Genomic DNA, 15,877 nt, shown 5'->3' with positions numbered 1-15,877 from the left:
ACATGGCGTTGACCGACGCCGCGCAGACCGTGCAGGTCTCGGCCTACCCGGATGCCTACGCCCAGTGGGAGCAGCAGGCCACCGACCTGGTCGCCAAGCACTGGAACAGCTGACCCCACCGCACCACACTGACCGCTGGCCGGCACCCCCACCCGGGGTGCCGGCCAGCGGCATACCCACGACACGACCAGATCTTGGACAGTTCCCGTCACCCGCGAACGGAAACTGTCCAAGATTCGCAGGTCACGGCGGGGGCGCCGGGTGGGGGAACAAGGTCGGGCCGCGGCTGGTTGTGGACAGTGTCGGTGTGATCCAGTGTCCCCGGGCCTCACCTAATATCGCCCTCGCGGAATACCGTTCGGCTGGAACCGCGTCGCGCCACTCGCCGAGAGGCGACCTGCACACCGACACCAACGCCGCCCCCAGCCACCGGCCAGGGGCGGCGCTGTCTTTCCGCCGACGGAGTCTTGGACTGCGGGTGGGGCGAACGCGGACGGCCCCCGCCTCGCCCGGAGGGCGGTGGTGGGGGCCGTCGACGGATCGGTCGGTCAGGTGGCGGTGATCGTGCCGGTCAGCAGCAGGGCGAGGACAAGGGTGCCCAGCGCGACCCGGTACAGCACGAAGACGTACAGGGTGTGGTGGGCGACGTAGCGGAGCAGCCAGGCGATGGCCGCGTACCCGATGCCGAAGGCGATCACGGTGGCCACGATCATCTGGGCGACGGTGGGTGCGGACGTGCCCGGGGCCGACGGTTCGAAGACGTCCCCGAGGCTGAACACGCCGGACATGACCACCGCCGGGATGGCCAGCAGGAACGAGTACCGCGCCGCCGCCTCCCGGGTCAGGTTGAGCAGCAGCCCGGCGGTGAGCGTGCCCCCGGAGCGGGACACCCCCGGGATCAGCGCCATGGCCTGGGCGAAGCCCATCACCACGCCGTCCTTCATGCGGAAGTTCTCCAGGGTGCGGGTCTGCCGCCCCCAGTACTCGGCGAACGCCAGCACGAACGCGAAGACGATCAGCGTGGTCGCGACGACCCACAGGTTTCGCCCGGCGGTCTTGATCTGGTCCTTGAACACGAAACCGAACAGCCCGATCGGGATCGAGCCGACGATGACGTACCAGCCCATCCGGTAGTCGAGGCTGGAACGGACCGACTTGTCCCTGATGCCGACCAGCCAGGTCCGGGTGATCCGCCAGATGTCCTTGGCGAAGTAGATCAGCACGGCGGCCTCGGTGCCGAGCTGGGTGACCGCCGTGAACGACGCGCCTGCGTCGCGGTCAAAGAAGATCGCCGAGGTGATCCGTAGATGCCCCGACGAGCTGACCGGAAGGAACTCGGTCAATCCCTGGACGATGCCCAGGACGATGGCCTCGACCCAGGTCACTCGCCGACTCCTGAGAGGTCGAGCGCCTCGGCGACGGTACGGAGGGTCTGCACACCGCTGTCCCGGTCGGCCACGAACAGCGTCACCGACAGCGTGGTGACGCCCGCGGCGGCGTACTCCCGCATCCGCTCGGCGATGCGCTCCTTCGGGCCGAGCAGTGAGGTGCGGTCGATGAACTCCATCGGCACCGCGGCGGCCGCGTCACGCTGCCGCTTGGCCAGGTACAGATCCTGCACTTCGCGGGCGGCGTCGCCGTAGCCCATCCGGGTGGCGAGCTGGTTGTAGAAGTTCTGCTGCCGGCTGCCCATCCCGCCGACGTAGAGCGCGGCGTACCAGCGCACCAGCTCGGCGCAGGAGGCCACGTCGTCGCCGACCACCACCGGCACCGAGGGCACCACGTCGAAGCCGGCCAGTTCCTTGCCGACCTTGGCCCGCCCGGCGCTGACCGCGGCGAGATGCTCGTCGGCGAACTCCGGGGCGTAGAACACGGCCAGCCAGCCGTCGGCGATCTCGCCGGCCAGCTCCAGGTTCTTCGGGCCGACCGCGGCCAGGTAGATCGGGATGTGCTCGCGGGGCGGGTGGAAGCCCAGCCGCAGCGCCTTGCCGGGGCCGTCCGGCAGCGGCAGTGTGTAGTGCTCGCCGTCGTACGCCACCTCCTTGCGGGCGATGGCCAGCTTGACGATGTCCACGAACTCGCGGGTCCGGGCCAGGGGCTTGGCGAAGCGCACCCCGTGCCAGCCCTCCGAGACCTGCGGGCCGGAGACGCCGAGGCCGAGCCGGAACCGGCCGCCGGAGAGCGCGTCGATGGTGGCGGCGGTCATCGCGGTGGCAGCCGGCGTACGGGCCGGGATCTGCATCACCGCGGCGCCCACGTCGATCCGTTCGGTCTGGCCGGCCATCCAGGCGAGCATGCTGGGCGAGTCGGAGCCGTAGGCCTCCGCGGCCCACACCACCGAGTAGCCGAGCCGGTCCGCTTCCTGGGCCAGCGCCAGGTGGTCTGCTGGCGTGCTCCACGCCGTCTGGTATCCGAGGCTGAGCCCGAGTCGCACTGGTCCTCCCCCATCCGTGGCACAGGTCGCATCAGGTTACGCAATGCCGATTACGGCCTCGATCACCGGCTCGCCACCAATGATCCCCCGTCCGTCGGGGTACCCGCCGTCGGCGGAACCGGCAGAACCGGCAGAGATGACGGGAGCGAGGATATCGGTGGCGGCGGGTTCGAAATAAGGTTCACCCATGCAACAGCGACCGCTCGGCCGAAGCGGGCTTGCGGTTTCCCGGCTCGCGCTCGGCACCATGACGTGGGGCCGGGACACCGACGCCGACGATGCGGCCGCCCAGCTGAAGAGTTACCTGGACGCGGGCGGCAACCTGATCGACACCGCCGACGTGTACGGCGACGGGGACGCCGAGTCCGTGATCGGCTCGCTGCTGGGCACCCTCGTTCCTCGCGAGGATCTGCTGATCGCCACGAAGGCGGGGTTGCGCCCGGGCAGCGGCCGGCGCCGCGACGGCTCCCGTGGGCACCTGCTGCGCACCCTGGACGCCTCCCTGCGCCGGCTCGGCACCGACCATGTGGACCTGTTCCAGGTGCACGGGTACGACCCGGACACCCCGCTGGAGGAGACCCTGGCCGCGCTGGACCACGCGGTGGCCAGCGGAAAAGTCCGCTATGTCGGGGTGTCGAACTTCTCCGGCTGGCAGACCGCGCGGGCCGCCGCCTGGCAGACCGCCTGGCCGGGCCGGGCGCCGGTGGTCGCCGCTCAGGTGGAGTACTCGCTGCTGGAGCGGGGCGTGGAGCGGGAGGTGCTCCCCGCCTGCGAGGCGCTCGGCCTCGGCGTGCTGCCGTGGTCGCCGCTGGGCCGGGGGGTGCTCACCGGCAAGTACCGCCATGGCCGTCCAGCGGACTCCCGGGCCGCCTCGCCGCACTTCGAGCGGTTCGTCGCCACGTACCTGGAGCCGCGTTGCTCCAGCATCGTGGAGGCGGTGGCGACCGCGGCCGGCGGGCTGGGTGTGTCGCCGCTGGAGGTGGCGCTGGCCTGGATCCGGGACCGGCCCGGGGTGACCGCGCCGATCCTCGGCGCCCGCACGGTCGGGCAGCTGCTCGGTGCGCTCCAGGTCGAGCGGATCACGCTGCCCGAGGAGATCACCACCGCCCTGGACGACGTCTCCGCCGTGCCGGTGGGCTACCCGGAGCGGGACGGCTAGCAGTCCCGGCCACACGCCCGGGGCGGGTCCGCCTCAGATCGCCGGCCGCTGGCCGGGGATGTCCCGGACGGCGGCGAGGAATCGTGCCTGGTCGTCCCGGGTCGCCGGGTTGACGATCCGGATCCAGGAACCGTCGTCGAACCCGATGGTGGACGGGAACTGCATCAGTCGCGCGGCGCTGTGGTCGCAGTCGACGCGGGTCACCCGGTGCCGCTCCACGCTCCACAGCACCCGGGGCTGACGGCGGTCCGGCCGGCCCTCGTCCGGGCGGCGGCCCATCCGCAGCAGGTGCAGGTGCGTATCGGTAACCACCAGCGGCGTGCCGGTGTAGCGCTCCAGGAAGAGCAGCAGGCTGCCGGCGAGGCTGGCCAGCTCACCGCTGAAGACGTACCGGCGCCGGTAGGCGATCTCGGCGAGCTGGTCGGCCAGCGGGCGGTACTGGCTGAGCCGGAACAGCGCCCGGAAGGCCTCCTGCTCGGGCGTCAACGGCAGCGGTTGCCGGGGCTCGGCGCCCTGGCGCGGCGCCGGCAGGCCGGCGTCCGGGTCGGCCGCGTCCGCGACGCCGCCGGCGAGCGCGGCGGCCTTGCCGGGGAGCAGCAAGACACCCGCGGCGATCCGCACCGGTGTCAGCACGGCGTCCACCCAGACCACCGGGTTGACGATATTGAGCAGCCCGAACAGCGCCCGGGGTTCCAATGACTCGGCCACGGCCTCGGACATCGTGTCGGCGAACTGGCTGCCCGTCCGGTGCATCTCGTCTGCCCGGACAGGCGCCAGCCCGACGTAGCGGACCTCCTGGTCGGGCAGCAGCGGTGCGACCAGGGCGCGTTCCGGCTCGTCGCTGGTGCGGAACTCGTCGCGCAGCTCGCGGGCCTTGTCGCGGGCCGCCCGCGCACCGCCGAGCACCGCGTCGGTCAACCGACCGAGCCGGCCCCGCTCCCCTGACGTCACGCCTTACCTCCTCGACCGGCCTAACGGCCCGCCGGCTGGTTCGCGGGCGGCTGCCCGAAGACATTCTGGTCGATCCAGTCGGCACCGCCCTGCACCGCCTGGTCGATCTGGTCGCTGACCTGCTCGCTGCCGGGAACGGAGAGGCCGCTGGTGAGGGCGACGGACCCCCAGGTGACGCCGTGCACGATGGAGTTCGGCACGTTCCACGGCAGGTTGGTCGCCCAGTCCCGGGCGATCACCCGGGCGCCGTCGGCGACGCCGTGCGCCCGTAGCGCGGCGGCCCTTTCCAGGGCGCCCATGTCGAACGGTGAACCCGACTTGCCCAGCTTGTAGGTGCCCTTCGCCGGGTCGAGGACCTTGTGGTGCCACTTGTCGGCCTTGCCGGCGGCGCGCCGCTTGTCGGCGTACTTCTGGCCGGTGCGCAGCTTCTTCTGCATGTCGACGAGCTTGTCGAGGTGGTTGCGCAGCTTGCGCAGGTACAGCATGACCCGCTGGAGCAGGCGGATGACCTTCTGCAGGTGCGCCGCCAGCGGCCTGATGATCTTCAGCATGCGGGTGAGCACGATCAGGCCCCTGGTCACGGCGACCCCCATGCCCGCCACCCAGGACGCCCCGGCGGTGAACGGCGCCATCAGCAACGCCGTCACCAGCGTCACCAGCAGGAAGTTCACGAACTCGACGCAGAGGTCGACGAGCACGTCGTGCACGGTCTGCAGACCGTCGGCGACGCTGCGCAGATACTCCGCGGTGGCGGCGAACTGCTCGGCGACGTCGAGCAGTTGCTGTTCCACCTCGGCCAGCCGCTGCCCGTACGCCTCACCGGCGGGCGAGCGCCACCCGGGCTGCGCGGCCTCGCGGTCGCCGCGGTGCACCTGCGCGAGGTCGCGCACCTGCCCGGCCAGCGCGTCCCACTCGGCGGCCTTCGCGCGCAGCACGGCGGGCTCGCCGTCGACCATGTCGACGAGCTGGATGAGTGGCCAGGCGAGAGTGCGGCAGACGCTGTCGACCGCGGCCTCCACGCCGGAGAGTGCGTTGTCGAGGCCGTTCCACAGCTGGACGGCGCTGCCTGCCGGCCCGCTCATCCGGGCAGCCCCGCCTGGATGGCCTTGAACCCGCCGTCGAGGTCCTGCTCGTTGCGCTCGTACGTCTCGACCGTGTCGGCCAGCGCGCTGGCGACCCGGCCGAACGCGGCGTTGGCCGCGCCGAACAGCTCCACGCCACCGGCGACCTGCTCGGCGTACTTGCCGCGGAGCATGTCGCTGGCGAACGGCAGATGACCGAAGGCGTCCGACGGCACGTCACCGGCCGAGACGATCTGACTCTCCAGCGCCGCCAGCGAGCTGGCGACCCGCTTCGCGGCTGTCTCCAGTCGACGGACCGCCTGCACGTCGACCTCGATGTCCGGCGCCATGCCGTTCCTCCCCCGTGTGTTCAGCGCACCGACGATACGATTCCCCGACCGTCGGGCACCACCCCGGTGCACGGTCCACGGGGGAGGAATCTCATGACTGACCCGATGTCCGCGTTCGACGCGCTCGCCGGACGGATCGCCGACATCGAACGCCGGTTCGCGGGCCTGGGCGACGACCTGGCCGACCTGTCCGGCACCGCGAGCGACGAGAGTGGCCTGGTCTCCGCGACCGTCGACGCCACCGGCGTGCTCACCGGCCTCAACCTTGCGCCCGCCGCGCTGCGCGCCGGCACCGAGGGGTTGGCGGAGCTGGTGCTCGAGGCGTACCAGCGGGCCCGCACGGCGGCCACCGAGCGGGTCGAGGAGCGCACCGAGGGGTTGGGCGTCGAGCTCGGCGCGGGCCTGACCGACCTGTTCGGCAAGCCCGGTGACTTCTCGGCACTGGGGCGCCTGGAGGAGACCATCGGCCGGCTCGGGCGGCTGGACGACCGCCTGCCGGGTTCACCGGCGTGACCTCGCCGACCTGGCCGGAGATCGTCGTGCGACTACGGGACACCGTTGCCCGCTGCGACCGCGACACCGACCTGGAGCTCACCGCCGCGGCGCGGGGGATCCGGCTGCTGGTACGCCGCGACGTGGTTCGGGCGCTCTGCCCCGGCTACGACGAGGCACGCCTGGCCGCGCTCGGCTGGCGCCGCCCGACCGGCGACGCGCACTGGTGGTACGAGTCGCCGCGCACCCCGGAGCAGTTGGACCGGCTCAGCATGGTGGTGACCCGTACGGCCGCCGAGGTGCTGACCGACGCCCCGGGCGCGCTCTCCTGCCGACCCGTGCCACCGGCCACCCGCCCCACCTCGGAGGTGCGGCCGGTCACCCCCGGGCCGGCGCCGACCGAGGCGGCGGAGCCGGGGGTGGTGGCGCTGCTCGCCGCGGCCGCCGACCGACGCGACCTGCCCGGATACCTCGGCGTGCTGGCCGGCGCCATGGTGTGCGTGCCGCTGGCCGGGGAACCGGCAGCGGACGGCAACTTCCCGTGGACGGTGGTCGGCGATGCGACGGGCGCGCCCCTGCTGCCGGTCTTCACCTCCCCGCAGGCCCTTGCCGCGTTCGCCGGGGACGGCGTGCCGTTCGTCGCGCTGCCCTGCGCCGAGCTGCTCGAGGACTGGCCGGACGAGTCGTGGGGGCTGGCGGTGGACGTGGGCAGCACTCGGGCGGTCACCCTGGCCGCGCTGGCGCTGGCCGCCCTGCTCACGGCGAACGCCCCGGCGGGGTAGCGGCAGGGATCAGGCGGCGGGCGCCCAGGGCGGCACGAACCACGCACGGCAGCGGCCTTGGTCACCCCGCCGGGGGTGGCGAACGGCCGCTGGGCTGGGCAGCATGGGTGGCATGGACTACGAATACGCGCCGCTGCGGTTGCCGCCGAACGTCGACCGGTTGACCGCCGCGGCGCAGTTGGCGATCCAGGCGGAGTTCTCCGGATGGGAGTTGGCCCGGGTGCGGCTGTTCCGGGACGGCACCCGGCAGGTGGTGCTGCGTCGGCGACGGGCCAACCAGCCGCAGCCGGGCCTGTCGTACTGACGCCCGGTCGGGCCGGGGGCGCGACGCCCGGGGCCCGGCCGTGATCGGTCGGGCCCCGGGCGTGTCACGGCCTAGTGCTGATGGCCGGCGTGGTCGTGGTCGTGGTCGTCGTCGAGCTCCAGGAACGGGTGCTCGTCGAGGCGGCCGACCAGCCGGTCGTCGGCCGCCGGCTGGAACGGGCCGACCGCGTCGTCGTCGTCGAACGACTCCAGGTCGACCGGGGTGCCCACCTCGCTGACCATGACCACCCCGTCGAGCGGCTCCAGCTCGGGGACGTCCAGCGCGCCGAGCGAGCCGTCGCCGCTCTGCAGCAGCTCCAGCACCGCCTCACCGACACCCTCCACCGGCGCCGGCTCGTCGTCCTCCGGGGTGCCCTCGCGGCGGGCCGCCTCGGCCACCCGCAGCAGCGCGGAGATGCTCGGCACCCGGTAGTCGCGGCGCTGGCGCACCGAGATCACCCGGGGGTGCGGGTCGCTGGCCTCGCCTGCCTCGGCGCCGCCGAAGCGCTCGTCGGCCTCGTCCGGGTCGATCGAGTCGACGTCCCACGGCGTCACCTCGCCGAAGGCGTCGAGCAGCCGCTCGTCGTACGCGTAGGACGCGTTGTTCAAAGCCACGTACGCCTGCCAGACGTCGTCGTCGTCGACGCGGCCCTGTGCGGCACGTACGGCGGCCAGGTGGTGGCGGGCCGCTTCGATCACCCGCTCGAGAGCGGCGTCCAGCTCACCATGCTGGTCGGTCATGTGGGGCAGTCCCTTCACGATGGGGAGGGTCCGAGCCGGGTGCGGCTACCGGACACGGCTAGCAGGTGCGGAGGAACCGGTCGAGTACCCGCACGCCGAACTGTAGTCCGTCGACCGGAACGCGCTCGTCGATGCCGTGGAACAACGCGGAGAAGTTCAGGTCGGCGGGCAGACGCAGCGGGGCGAACCCGAAGCAGCGGATGCCGAGCTGCGAGAACGCCTTGGCGTCGGTGCCGCCGGAGAGCATGTACGGCACCGGCCGCGCGCCCGGGTCCTCGGCGCGCAGCGCCGCCGACATGGCCTCGACCAGGTCACCGTCGAAGGTGGTCTCCAGCGCCGGCTGCCGCTGCACGTACTCGATCGCGATGTCCGGGCCGACCAGCTCGCGCAGTTGGCGCTCCAGCAGCTCGGACTGGCCGGGCAGACTGCGGCAGTCGATGGTGGCGGTGGCCCGGCCGGGGATCACGTTGTCCTTGTAACCGGCGGCCAAGCGGGTCGGGTTCGCCGTGTTGCGGATGGTCGCGCCGATGATGTTGGCGATCGGGCCGAGCTTGGCGATGGCCGTCTCCGGGTCCTCCGGGTCCAGCTCGATGCCGAGCAGGTCCGAGACCTCCTCCAGGAAGGCCCGCACGGTGTCGGTGACCACCACCGGGAAACGGTGCCGACCGATCCGGGCCACCGCCTCGGCGAGCGCGGTGACCGCGTTGTCGTCGTGCACCATCGAGCCGTGCCCGGGACGCCCCTTGGCGTGCAGCCGCAGCCAGTCGATGCCCTTCTCCGCGGTCTCGATGAGGTAGAGCCGCTGGCTGTCGTTCACCGAGTACGAGAAACCACCGACCTCACCGATCGCCTCGGTGCAGCCGTCGAAGAGCTCCCGGTGGTTGTCCACCAGGTAACGCGCGCCGTAGTCGCTGCCCGCCTCCTCGTCGGCGGTGTACGCCAGCACGATGTCGCGCGGGGGCCGTACGCCGGTGCGCTGCCAGTGCCGCACCACGGCCAGCACCATGGCGTCGAAGTCCTTCATGTCGATGGCGCCCCGACCCCACAGGTAGCCGTCGCGCAGTTCGCCGGAGAAGGGGTGCACCGACCACTCGTCGGCGTCGGCGGGCACCACGTCCAGGTGGCCGTGCACCAGCAGCGCACCCCGGCTCGGGTCGGTGCCGGGGATCCGGGCCACCACGTTCGCCCGGCCCGGCGCGGACTCGTGCAGCACGGACTCCAGGCCCACCTCGGCGAGCTTCTCCGCCACGTACTCGGCCGCACGGCGCTCACCGACGCTGGTGTCGTTGTCCCCCGTGTTGGTGGTGTCGATACGCAGCAGGTCGCGGCAGAGGTCCACGACCTCTGCGGTGGGTTCCGGTCGGGCGGGGGCGGCATCGCTCGTCATCGCCTCTTCATACCAGCCCGAGCTGGCCGGCGGGCCGGCGCACCGGCCGAGGTGGGCCGGGCATTCAGGGCGGCGGATACGGGAGACGGTTTCGCCGGGCCCGCCTTCGGGTACCGCCGCCCACGACCGCACGTCCCCTGCCGGAGCTTCCGCCCGCCAGTCGAGGAGGGCACCATGTCCGCCGTTTCCCTGCCGCCGCTGCCGCCCACGCCCGAGGAGGGCTACCGGCCCGGCGGACGCAGCATCGCCGACATCGTGGACCAGGAGCACCGGCAACTGCTGGCGTTGCTGGACCAGTTGACCGACACGGACGCCGCGCCGCAGGACGGGCTCGCGGTGCTCACCGCCGCGTTGTCGCGGCACCTCTCCGCGGAGGAGCAGTACCTGCTGCCGGCGGTGCGCGCCGCGCTACCGGACGCGGCCGAGCGGGTGGACGCCGAGATCAACGCCGACGCCGCGCTGCTGGGCGCCCTCAAGGCGCTGAGCGACGAGACGCTGACCGAGGTCGCCGAGCGGGTTCGCCGACACGTGCACGGGGTCGGCGCGCTCGTCGCGGAGCTGCGCGCGGTGGCCACCGAGGAGGAGCTGATCCGGCTGGGCAACCGGCTGGAGATCGCCGAGGAGGCGGCGCCGACCCGACCGCACCCGGGCACCCCGGCCACGCCGCCGTGGAACCGGATCGTCGAGCCGGCGGTGGGAGTGGTGGACAAGGTACGCGACGCGGTGACCGGCCGGCCGACGTACATGGCGGACCTGCCGGAGCCACCGCGCGGCTGAGGAGCGGCGACACCCACCGATGCATTCAGCCTCACCGATCCGTCCGGACCCTTCCGCCGACTGCGGCGTAGTCCTACCGTCACGGTATGAACCTGGAGCTGCGACACCTACGGGTGGTCTGCGCGATCGCGGAGACGGGGAGCGTGACCAAGGCGGCGTCGGCGCTCGGCCTGGCCCAGCCGGCGCTCACCGCCCAGCTCCAGCGGATCGAGCGGACACTGGGCGGGCCGCTGTTCGACCGGGACCGCCGCGGCGCGCGGCCCACCGCGCTCGGTGAGCTGGTGCTGGCCCGGGCCCGGGTGCTGCTGCCGGCGATGAAGGGCCTGCAGGACGAGGCGGCCCGGCTGGCCGGCGGCGGGGAGGCGCCGCGCTGGTACCGGTTCGGCGGGGTGAACAGCCCGATCCTGGGGCGGTTGGTGCACCGGCTGGCCGCCGAGCAGCCGCCCGCGCAGATCACCACGTACGCGTCCTGGTCGGTGGACGAGTTGGCGCAGTTGGTGGCCGGCGGCCGGTTGGATTTCGCGCTCACCGGGGTGTGCGGTGACGCCGTCCCGTCGGCCGAGTTCGGGTTGAGCTGGCGGGAGGTGGCCGTCGACCCGGTGCTGGTGCTGCTGCCGGAGACCCATCCCCTCGCGGCGCGCGACGAGGTGCGGTTGGGCGACCTGCGCCACGAGCAGTGGGTGGCTGCGCCGGGCGACGGCTGCTTCGCCGCCGCCTGCGCCCGCGCCGGCTTCACCCCCCGCAAGGTGTACGAGACCGACGTGCGGGGCTGCGTCGACCTGGTGGACGCCGGTGAGGCGGTGGCCCTGTGTCAGGCGACGTTCCGCCCGGTGGACGGGCTGGTCACCCGACGGCTGGCCGGGATACCGCTGCGCTGGCGGCTGCTGCTGGGCTGGCACCCGGACTCGCCCGCCGCCCAGGGGGCGGAGCTGGTGCTGGAGACGGCCAAGGCCGCGTACACCGACTCACTGGCCCCCCACCCCAGCTACCTGGCCTGGCTGCTGCGCAATCCCGGGTTCGGCGTCCAACAGCCCAGCCGGGTCTGATCCACCGTTGGTGGGGTATCTGGCGGACATGACCGACGTCTACCCGCCCACCGGCGACCGGGACCTGCTCCACCAGGCGGCCGCCGCGCACACCGCCGCCATCCGCGAGACGGAGGCGTTCCTGCGCCGGCTGCCGGACGTGCCCGACCCGGCCGACATCGCCGAGTACGCCAACCTGCTCAGCCGCGAGGAACGGAGCCGCGGCGAGCGGGACGCCGCCGCCGACGCGGTCGGGCTGACCATCGGCAGCCTGGAACCCGATCAGGCCTGACCAGGCTCGACGCGACGGTGCCGTCCCTGCCCGGGACGGCACCGTCGAGCGTGCACCGCTCAGCGTTCGACGAGGGGGTCGTGGCCCAGGTCGAGCAAGGAGTGCCGCCACTCGTCGTCGGCGTTGCCGCGCGGCGGCTTGGCGTCCATCAGCTCGCGGATCCGGTCGACCGCGTCCTGCATCACCTCGATGTCCTCCGGGGTGAGGTCGACCTTGCGCTTGGCCAGCACCTTGAGGATCTCCCGGCCCGGCTGGGGCAGGTCGAGGTCCGGGTTCGGCCCGAACGACTCTTCGCCGGAACCACGGGTCAGCAGCCAACTGCGCAGCTGCGCAGACGGGACGTTGACCTCGGCGTGGAAGTCATCCCAGAGCACCTCCACCTCGGGGTCGATGCGAGTCTCGCGTGCCATCAGGTCTCCTCTCCGGGCGGCGGCCCGGACGTCTCCGGGTCCCCCTCGTCGGTCTTCGGATGCAGGCCCTCCGGCGGCACCCGCGTCCTCCTGGGGTTCGCGGTGGGCGGCGCCAGGATCGGATGGGGATGGTCGTCCTCGTCCCGGGATTCCGCGGCCTCCGCGGGCTCGTGCGGTTCCTTGGGTTCCGGCCGTCGCGCGGCCCCGCTCATCGCGGGTGTGTGGTCGTGGCAGCGGTGTACCCCCGCTCACCCGCGGTCACGTCGAAGGTGAGCGCGCCCTCGCGGGCGTCCACAGTGACCTTCTGCCCGGGTGAGATCGCCGACTCCAGCAGCATCCGGGACAGGTGGTTGTCCACCTCCCGCTGGATCACCCGGCGCAGTGGGCGGGCGCCGAATTCCGGCTGGTAGCCGTGCTCGGCGAGCCAGTCGACGCCGGCGGCGGTGAAGTCCACCTGGATGTCCTGGGCGTGCAGCCGGCGGCGGGTCTCCTCCAGCAGCAGCCCGGTGATCTGACGCAGCTGCTCGGCCTCCAGCCGGCGGAAGATGATGACCTCGTCGATCCGGTTGAGGAACTCCGGGCGGAAGTTCTCCTGTAGGCGGCGCATCAGCCGCTCGCGCAGCTCGTCGCTCTCCTGCTCGCTGCCCGGCGCGCCGGTGCCGAACCCGACGCTGCGCTGAGCGCCGGTGATCAGCTCGGAGCCGAGGTTGCTCGTCATGATCAGTACGGTGTTCTTGAAGTTCACCGTGCGGCCCTGGCTGTCGGTCAGCCGCCCGTCGTCCAGCACCTGGAGCAGGATGTTGAACACGTCCGGATGGGCCTTCTCGATCTCGTCGAGCAGCACCACCGCGTACGGGCGGCGGCGCACCGCCTCGGTGAGCTGGCCGGCCTCCTCGTAGCCGACGTACCCGGGCGGGGCGCCCACCAGCCGGCTGACCGTGTGTCGCTCCTGGAACTCGCTCATGTCCACCCGGACCATCCGGTCCGCCTCGCCGAACAAGGCCTCGGCCAGGGCGCGGGCCAGCTCGGTCTTGCCGACGCCGGTCGGGCCGAGGAACAGGAAGCTGCCCATCGGCCGCTCCGGGTCGGCCAGCCCGGCACGGGAGCGGCGCACCGCCTCGGCGACCGCGGTGACCGCGTCGTCCTGACCGACCACCTTCTGGTGCAGCTGACCCTCCAGGCGCAGCAGCCGGTCCCGTTCCTCCTCGGTAAGCTGGCTGACCGGGATGCCGGTGGCCCGGGAGACCACCTCGGCGATCTCCTGCGGACCCACCTCCGGCACCTGCGAGGAGGCGCCCTCGTCGCCGCTCGCGCGGCGCACCTGCTCCTCCAGCTCGGCGATCCGGTCGCGCAACGTGGACGCCCGCTCGTACTGCTCGTCGGCGACGGCCTGTTCCTTGTCCCTGCGTACGTCGTCGAGCTGCTGCTCCAGCTCCCGCACGTCGGAGGCGGGGGTGCGGGTGCGCAGCCGGACCCGGGCGCCGGCCTGGTCGATCAGGTCGATGGCCTTGTCCGGCAGGAACCGGTCGGTGACGTACCGGTCGGACAGCTCGGCGGCGGCGACCAGCGCCTCGTCGGTGAACCGCACCTGGTGGTGGGCCTCGTACCGGTCGCGGAGCCCGCGCAGGATGGCGATGGTGTCGTCGACGCTCGGCTCGGGCACCAGCACCGGCTGGAAGCGCCGGGCCAGCGCGGCATCCTTCTCGATGCTCTTTCGGTATTCGTCCAGCGTCGTCGCGCCGATCACCCGCAGCTCGCCGCGGGCCAGCGCCGGCTTGAGCATGTTGGACGCGTCCATGCCGCCCTCGCTGCCGGCGCCACCGGCCCCGACCAGGGTGTGGATCTCGTCCATGAAGATGATCAGCTCGTCGCGGTGCGCCCGGATCTCGTCGATCACCTTCTTCAGCCGCTCCTCGAAGTCACCCCGGTATCGGGTGCCGGCGACCAGGCCGGCCAGGTCGAGCTGCACCACCCGCTTGCCGAGCAGGGTCTGCGGCACGTCCCCGTCGCAGATCCGCTCGGCCAGGCCCTCGACGATGGCGGTCTTACCGACGCCGGCCTCACCGATCAGGACCGGGTTGTTCTTGGTACGCCGGGACAGGATCTCCACGGCCTGCTCGATCTCGTCGGCGCGTCCGATCACCGGGTCAATCTGGTCGGCGCGGGCCAGGTCGGTGAGGTCCTGCCCGTACTGGTCCAGCGTGGGGGTGCCCCGGTCCGGCTTCGGCCCCGTCATCGGGCCGCGCTCGGCGTTGGCGGCCTGCAACGACTCCGGCTGGATCCGGCCGGCCGCCAGCATCCGCCCGGCCGGCGACTCCGGGTTGAGCGGCAGCGCCATCAGGATATGCTCGGGGCCGATGTAGTTCGCGCCCATCGCCCGGGACAGCTGGTGGGCGTCGAGCAGCGCCCGCTTGGCCGCCGGCGTCAGCGACAGGTTGGGTGGCACCTCGCCGCGGGGCGCGCCGTCGCCCCGCCCGCCGAGCGCGTTGAGCAGGGTGTCCGGGTCGGCGCCGGCCCGGCGTACCAGGTCACGCAGGGGTTCGCGTTGCAGCGCCGCCCAGAGCAGATGGTCGGTGTCCAGGTCGCTGCTCTGCCGTTGCGCGGCCCGCCGGGCCGCGTCGGCCAGCATCTCCCGCGCGTCGGCCGTCATCAGCCGGGTGATGTCGACCCGGTGCGCAGGTCGGCGTCCTCCCTCACCCCGGCCGAAGTACCGGGCCAGGAATTCGTCCCACGGGTCGGAGCCGAGGTCGCCGGGTCCCATCATGTCTGTCCTCCGCAGTTGGGTGCGGCACGGTCGCCAGGGGCTACCCGACGCGCGTGCCGACAAACGCCGCACGTGGCGGCGCACCGCCGTTGTGGGAGTGGCGTCGGGCGGGCGGCCGCCGGTGGTGGCAGGCTGACGGGATGGATGAGACCCCGCTGCTGATCGTGGACGGCGCCAACGTGGTGGGTTCGCGCCCGAACGGGTGGTGGCGGGACCGGGCCGGGGCCGCCGCCCGGCTGCGTGACTCGCTGGCGCCGGTGGCCTCTTCCGGCCTGCCGGACCGGCTGGCCGCCCCGGTGGAGGTGGTGCTGGTGGTCGAGGGGGCCGCGCGGGACGTGCCCGGCACCGACACGGTGCGGGTGGCCTCGGCGCCCGGCTCGGGTGACGACACCGTGGTCGACCTGGTCGAGGCTGCCCCGGGGCGCCGCCGGCTGGTGGTCACCGCCGACCGGGAGCTGCGCGACCGGGTCACCGCCCTAGGCGCCGAGGTGTACGGGCCACGCTGGCTACGCGACACGCCGGCGAACACCTGAGAGGCTCTCGCACTGGGACTCCCACAGAATGGACTCCCGGCGCATCCGGTCCGCAACGGGACGGGGGGGCAGGAACACCGACAGGGCGGATGTTCTCCCGCGGACGCCGATAGGCTCTAATGGAACTCTCCCCGCCCCCAGGAGGTTCCGCCGTGGCGAGCGTCGCCGAGCTGAAGGCTGCCATCGATGTCGCCCTCCAACAGATCGGTGACGGGCAGACAGCCGTGCAGGCGGCCGGCGAGAAGCTGGCCGAGGCACAGCAGACCCTGGCCGGCGCGCTGGAGGGCAGCGGGCACGAGACGGTGGAGGCGGCCCAGGCCTCGCTGACACAGGCCAGCCAGGAGCTGGAGGAGTGTCTCGCCGCGACACTGGTCGCGGTGGAGCAGGCGCAGCTCTACGTCGCCACGCTGTAGGCC

The 15,877-nt window shown here is 72.7% G+C and carries 19 protein-coding genes; 9 read left to right on the top strand and 10 right to left on the bottom strand.

What is annotated here, in order from left to right; genetic code table 11:
• Positions 1-548: 548 nt before the first annotated feature.
• Both ABZU69_RS30205 and ABZU69_RS30200 read right to left on the bottom strand, forming a co-directional pair.
• A complete protein-coding gene (locus tag ABZU69_RS30205) occupies positions 549-1,385 on the bottom strand; it encodes an undecaprenyl-diphosphate phosphatase (protein ID WP_354967702.1) in 837 nt (278 codons plus the stop codon).
• Entirely contained in the window at positions 1,382-2,434 is a 1,053-nt protein-coding gene (locus ABZU69_RS30200; RefSeq protein ID WP_354967701.1) for an LLM class F420-dependent oxidoreductase, read from the bottom strand. The genes ABZU69_RS30205 and ABZU69_RS30200 overlap by 4 nt, the downstream gene beginning before the upstream one ends.
• A 187-nt stretch (positions 2,435-2,621) precedes the next feature.
• Here ABZU69_RS30200 and ABZU69_RS30195 point away from each other — a divergent pair, with 187 nt between their 5' ends.
• Positions 2,622-3,593 carry an aldo/keto reductase gene (locus ABZU69_RS30195; RefSeq protein WP_354967700.1) on the top strand — a complete coding sequence of 324 codons (972 nt, stop codon included), beginning with the start codon at positions 2,622-2,624 and terminating at the stop codon, positions 3,591-3,593.
• Positions 3,594-3,626: 33 nt separating this feature from the next.
• On the opposite strand, the gene ABZU69_RS30190 is transcribed toward ABZU69_RS30195, so the two are convergent.
• From ABZU69_RS30190 to ABZU69_RS30180, 3 genes are read right to left on the bottom strand one after another with little or no spacing between them, the layout of a single operon-like run.
• On the bottom strand, positions 3,627-4,544 hold the full coding sequence (locus ABZU69_RS30190; RefSeq protein ID WP_354967699.1) for a hypothetical protein: 918 nt from the start codon (positions 4,542-4,544) through the stop codon (positions 3,627-3,629).
• 20 nt (positions 4,545-4,564) lie between these two features.
• Positions 4,565-5,626, bottom strand: coding sequence for a WXG100 family type VII secretion target (locus ABZU69_RS30185; RefSeq protein WP_354967698.1), 1,062 nt, complete (start codon positions 5,624-5,626; stop codon positions 4,565-4,567).
• Positions 5,623-5,955, bottom strand: a complete 333-nt coding sequence (locus ABZU69_RS30180) for a hypothetical protein (protein ID WP_354967697.1) — start codon at positions 5,953-5,955, stop codon at positions 5,623-5,625. Before ABZU69_RS30180 ends, ABZU69_RS30185 begins: the two co-directional genes overlap by 4 nt.
• A 93-nt stretch (positions 5,956-6,048) precedes the next feature.
• Here ABZU69_RS30180 and ABZU69_RS30175 point away from each other — a divergent pair, with 93 nt between their 5' ends.
• The 3 genes from ABZU69_RS30175 (at position 6,049) to ABZU69_RS30165 (ending at position 7,533) form a co-directional block, all read left to right on the top strand.
• Complete coding sequence (locus ABZU69_RS30175; protein WP_354967696.1) at positions 6,049-6,468, top strand: YbaB/EbfC family nucleoid-associated protein; 420 nt, start codon at positions 6,049-6,051, stop codon at positions 6,466-6,468.
• Positions 6,465-7,229 carry an SseB family protein gene (locus tag ABZU69_RS30170; protein ID WP_354967695.1) on the top strand — a complete coding sequence of 255 codons (765 nt, stop codon included), beginning with the start codon at positions 6,465-6,467 and terminating at the stop codon, positions 7,227-7,229. The genes ABZU69_RS30175 and ABZU69_RS30170 overlap by 4 nt, the downstream gene beginning before the upstream one ends.
• A gap of 112 nt (positions 7,230-7,341) precedes the next feature.
• Complete coding sequence (locus ABZU69_RS30165; protein WP_089021145.1) at positions 7,342-7,533, top strand: DUF5703 family protein; 192 nt, start codon at positions 7,342-7,344, stop codon at positions 7,531-7,533.
• Positions 7,534-7,604: 71 nt separating this feature from the next.
• Here the strand turns inward: ABZU69_RS30165 and ABZU69_RS30160 are convergent, their stop codons facing one another.
• On the bottom strand, positions 7,605-8,273 hold the full coding sequence (locus ABZU69_RS30160) for a hypothetical protein (RefSeq protein ID WP_354967694.1): 669 nt from the start codon (positions 8,271-8,273) through the stop codon (positions 7,605-7,607).
• A 58-nt stretch (positions 8,274-8,331) separates the two neighbouring features.
• The gene (locus ABZU69_RS30155; RefSeq protein ID WP_354967693.1) at positions 8,332-9,660 is read right to left on the bottom strand and encodes a M20/M25/M40 family metallo-hydrolase; all 1,329 of its coding nucleotides are present in this window, start codon (positions 9,658-9,660) and stop codon (positions 8,332-8,334) included.
• Positions 9,661-9,834: 174 nt separating this feature from the next.
• Here ABZU69_RS30155 and ABZU69_RS30150 point away from each other — a divergent pair, with 174 nt between their 5' ends.
• From ABZU69_RS30150 to ABZU69_RS30140, 3 genes are all read left to right on the top strand, one after another.
• Entirely contained in the window at positions 9,835-10,437 is a 603-nt protein-coding gene (locus tag ABZU69_RS30150; RefSeq protein WP_354967692.1) for a hemerythrin domain-containing protein, read from the top strand.
• 86 nt (positions 10,438-10,523) lie between these two features.
• Entirely contained in the window at positions 10,524-11,483 is a 960-nt protein-coding gene (locus tag ABZU69_RS30145; RefSeq protein WP_354967691.1) for a LysR family transcriptional regulator, read from the top strand.
• Positions 11,484-11,511: 28 nt separating this feature from the next.
• The gene (locus ABZU69_RS30140) at positions 11,512-11,754 is read left to right on the top strand and encodes a hypothetical protein (RefSeq protein WP_354967712.1); all 243 of its coding nucleotides are present in this window, start codon (positions 11,512-11,514) and stop codon (positions 11,752-11,754) included.
• A gap of 59 nt (positions 11,755-11,813) precedes the next feature.
• On the opposite strand, the gene ABZU69_RS30135 is transcribed toward ABZU69_RS30140, so the two are convergent.
• The 3 genes from ABZU69_RS30135 to ABZU69_RS30125 are packed head-to-tail and all read right to left on the bottom strand — an operon-like array spanning position 11,814 to position 14,928.
• On the bottom strand, positions 11,814-12,164 hold the full coding sequence (locus ABZU69_RS30135; RefSeq protein ID WP_354967690.1) for a DUF3140 domain-containing protein: 351 nt from the start codon (positions 12,162-12,164) through the stop codon (positions 11,814-11,816).
• On the bottom strand, positions 12,164-12,376 hold the full coding sequence (locus tag ABZU69_RS30130) for a hypothetical protein (protein ID WP_354967689.1): 213 nt from the start codon (positions 12,374-12,376) through the stop codon (positions 12,164-12,166). The genes ABZU69_RS30135 and ABZU69_RS30130 overlap by 1 nt, the downstream gene beginning before the upstream one ends.
• Complete coding sequence (locus tag ABZU69_RS30125) at positions 12,373-14,928, bottom strand: ATP-dependent Clp protease ATP-binding subunit (RefSeq protein WP_354967688.1); 2,556 nt, start codon at positions 14,926-14,928, stop codon at positions 12,373-12,375. Before ABZU69_RS30125 ends, ABZU69_RS30130 begins: the two co-directional genes overlap by 4 nt.
• Positions 14,929-15,068: 140 nt before the next feature.
• Here ABZU69_RS30125 and ABZU69_RS30120 point away from each other — a divergent pair, with 140 nt between their 5' ends.
• Both ABZU69_RS30120 and ABZU69_RS30115 read left to right on the top strand, forming a co-directional pair.
• Complete coding sequence (locus tag ABZU69_RS30120) at positions 15,069-15,461, top strand: hypothetical protein (RefSeq protein ID WP_354967687.1); 393 nt, start codon at positions 15,069-15,071, stop codon at positions 15,459-15,461.
• Between the two features lie 152 nt (positions 15,462-15,613).
• Positions 15,614-15,874 (top strand): hypothetical protein, encoded by a 261-nt coding sequence (locus tag ABZU69_RS30115; RefSeq protein ID WP_030504016.1) that lies wholly within the window; start codon positions 15,614-15,616, stop codon positions 15,872-15,874.
• The last annotated feature ends 3 nt before the right edge of the window (positions 15,875-15,877 follow it).

Origin of the sequence: Micromonospora sp. NPDC005206 (assembly GCF_040608175.1) — a bacterium.
Classification (GTDB): domain Bacteria; phylum Actinomycetota; class Actinomycetes; order Mycobacteriales; family Micromonosporaceae; genus Micromonospora.
Note: the sequence above shows the minus strand (reverse complement) of the source record. Positions and strands in the feature narration are given on the sequence as shown.

Coding starts and splice junctions, on each gene's coding strand:
- ABZU69_RS30140 (WP_354967712.1), top strand. CDS start 11,512: ATGACCGACGTCTACCCGCCCACCGGCGACCGGGACCTGCTCCACCAG.
- ABZU69_RS30160 (WP_354967694.1), bottom strand. CDS start 8,273: ATGACCGACCAGCATGGTGAGCTGGACGCCGCTCTCGAGCGGGTGATC.
- ABZU69_RS30180 (WP_354967697.1), bottom strand. CDS start 5,955: ATGGCGCCGGACATCGAGGTCGACGTGCAGGCGGTCCGTCGACTGGAG.
- ABZU69_RS30175 (WP_354967696.1), top strand. CDS start 6,049: ATGACTGACCCGATGTCCGCGTTCGACGCGCTCGCCGGACGGATCGCC.
- ABZU69_RS30155 (WP_354967693.1), bottom strand. CDS start 9,660: ATGACGAGCGATGCCGCCCCCGCCCGACCGGAACCCACCGCAGAGGTC.
- ABZU69_RS30145 (WP_354967691.1), top strand. CDS start 10,524: ATGAACCTGGAGCTGCGACACCTACGGGTGGTCTGCGCGATCGCGGAG.
- ABZU69_RS30120 (WP_354967687.1), top strand. CDS start 15,069: ATGGATGAGACCCCGCTGCTGATCGTGGACGGCGCCAACGTGGTGGGT.
- ABZU69_RS30125 (WP_354967688.1), bottom strand. CDS start 14,928: ATGATGGGACCCGGCGACCTCGGCTCCGACCCGTGGGACGAATTCCTG.
- ABZU69_RS30195 (WP_354967700.1), top strand. CDS start 2,622: ATGCAACAGCGACCGCTCGGCCGAAGCGGGCTTGCGGTTTCCCGGCTC.
- ABZU69_RS30165 (WP_089021145.1), top strand. CDS start 7,342: ATGGACTACGAATACGCGCCGCTGCGGTTGCCGCCGAACGTCGACCGG.
- ABZU69_RS30135 (WP_354967690.1), bottom strand. CDS start 12,164: ATGGCACGCGAGACTCGCATCGACCCCGAGGTGGAGGTGCTCTGGGAT.
- ABZU69_RS30150 (WP_354967692.1), top strand. CDS start 9,835: ATGTCCGCCGTTTCCCTGCCGCCGCTGCCGCCCACGCCCGAGGAGGGC.
- ABZU69_RS30185 (WP_354967698.1), bottom strand. CDS start 5,626: ATGAGCGGGCCGGCAGGCAGCGCCGTCCAGCTGTGGAACGGCCTCGAC.
- ABZU69_RS30130 (WP_354967689.1), bottom strand. CDS start 12,376: ATGAGCGGGGCCGCGCGACGGCCGGAACCCAAGGAACCGCACGAGCCC.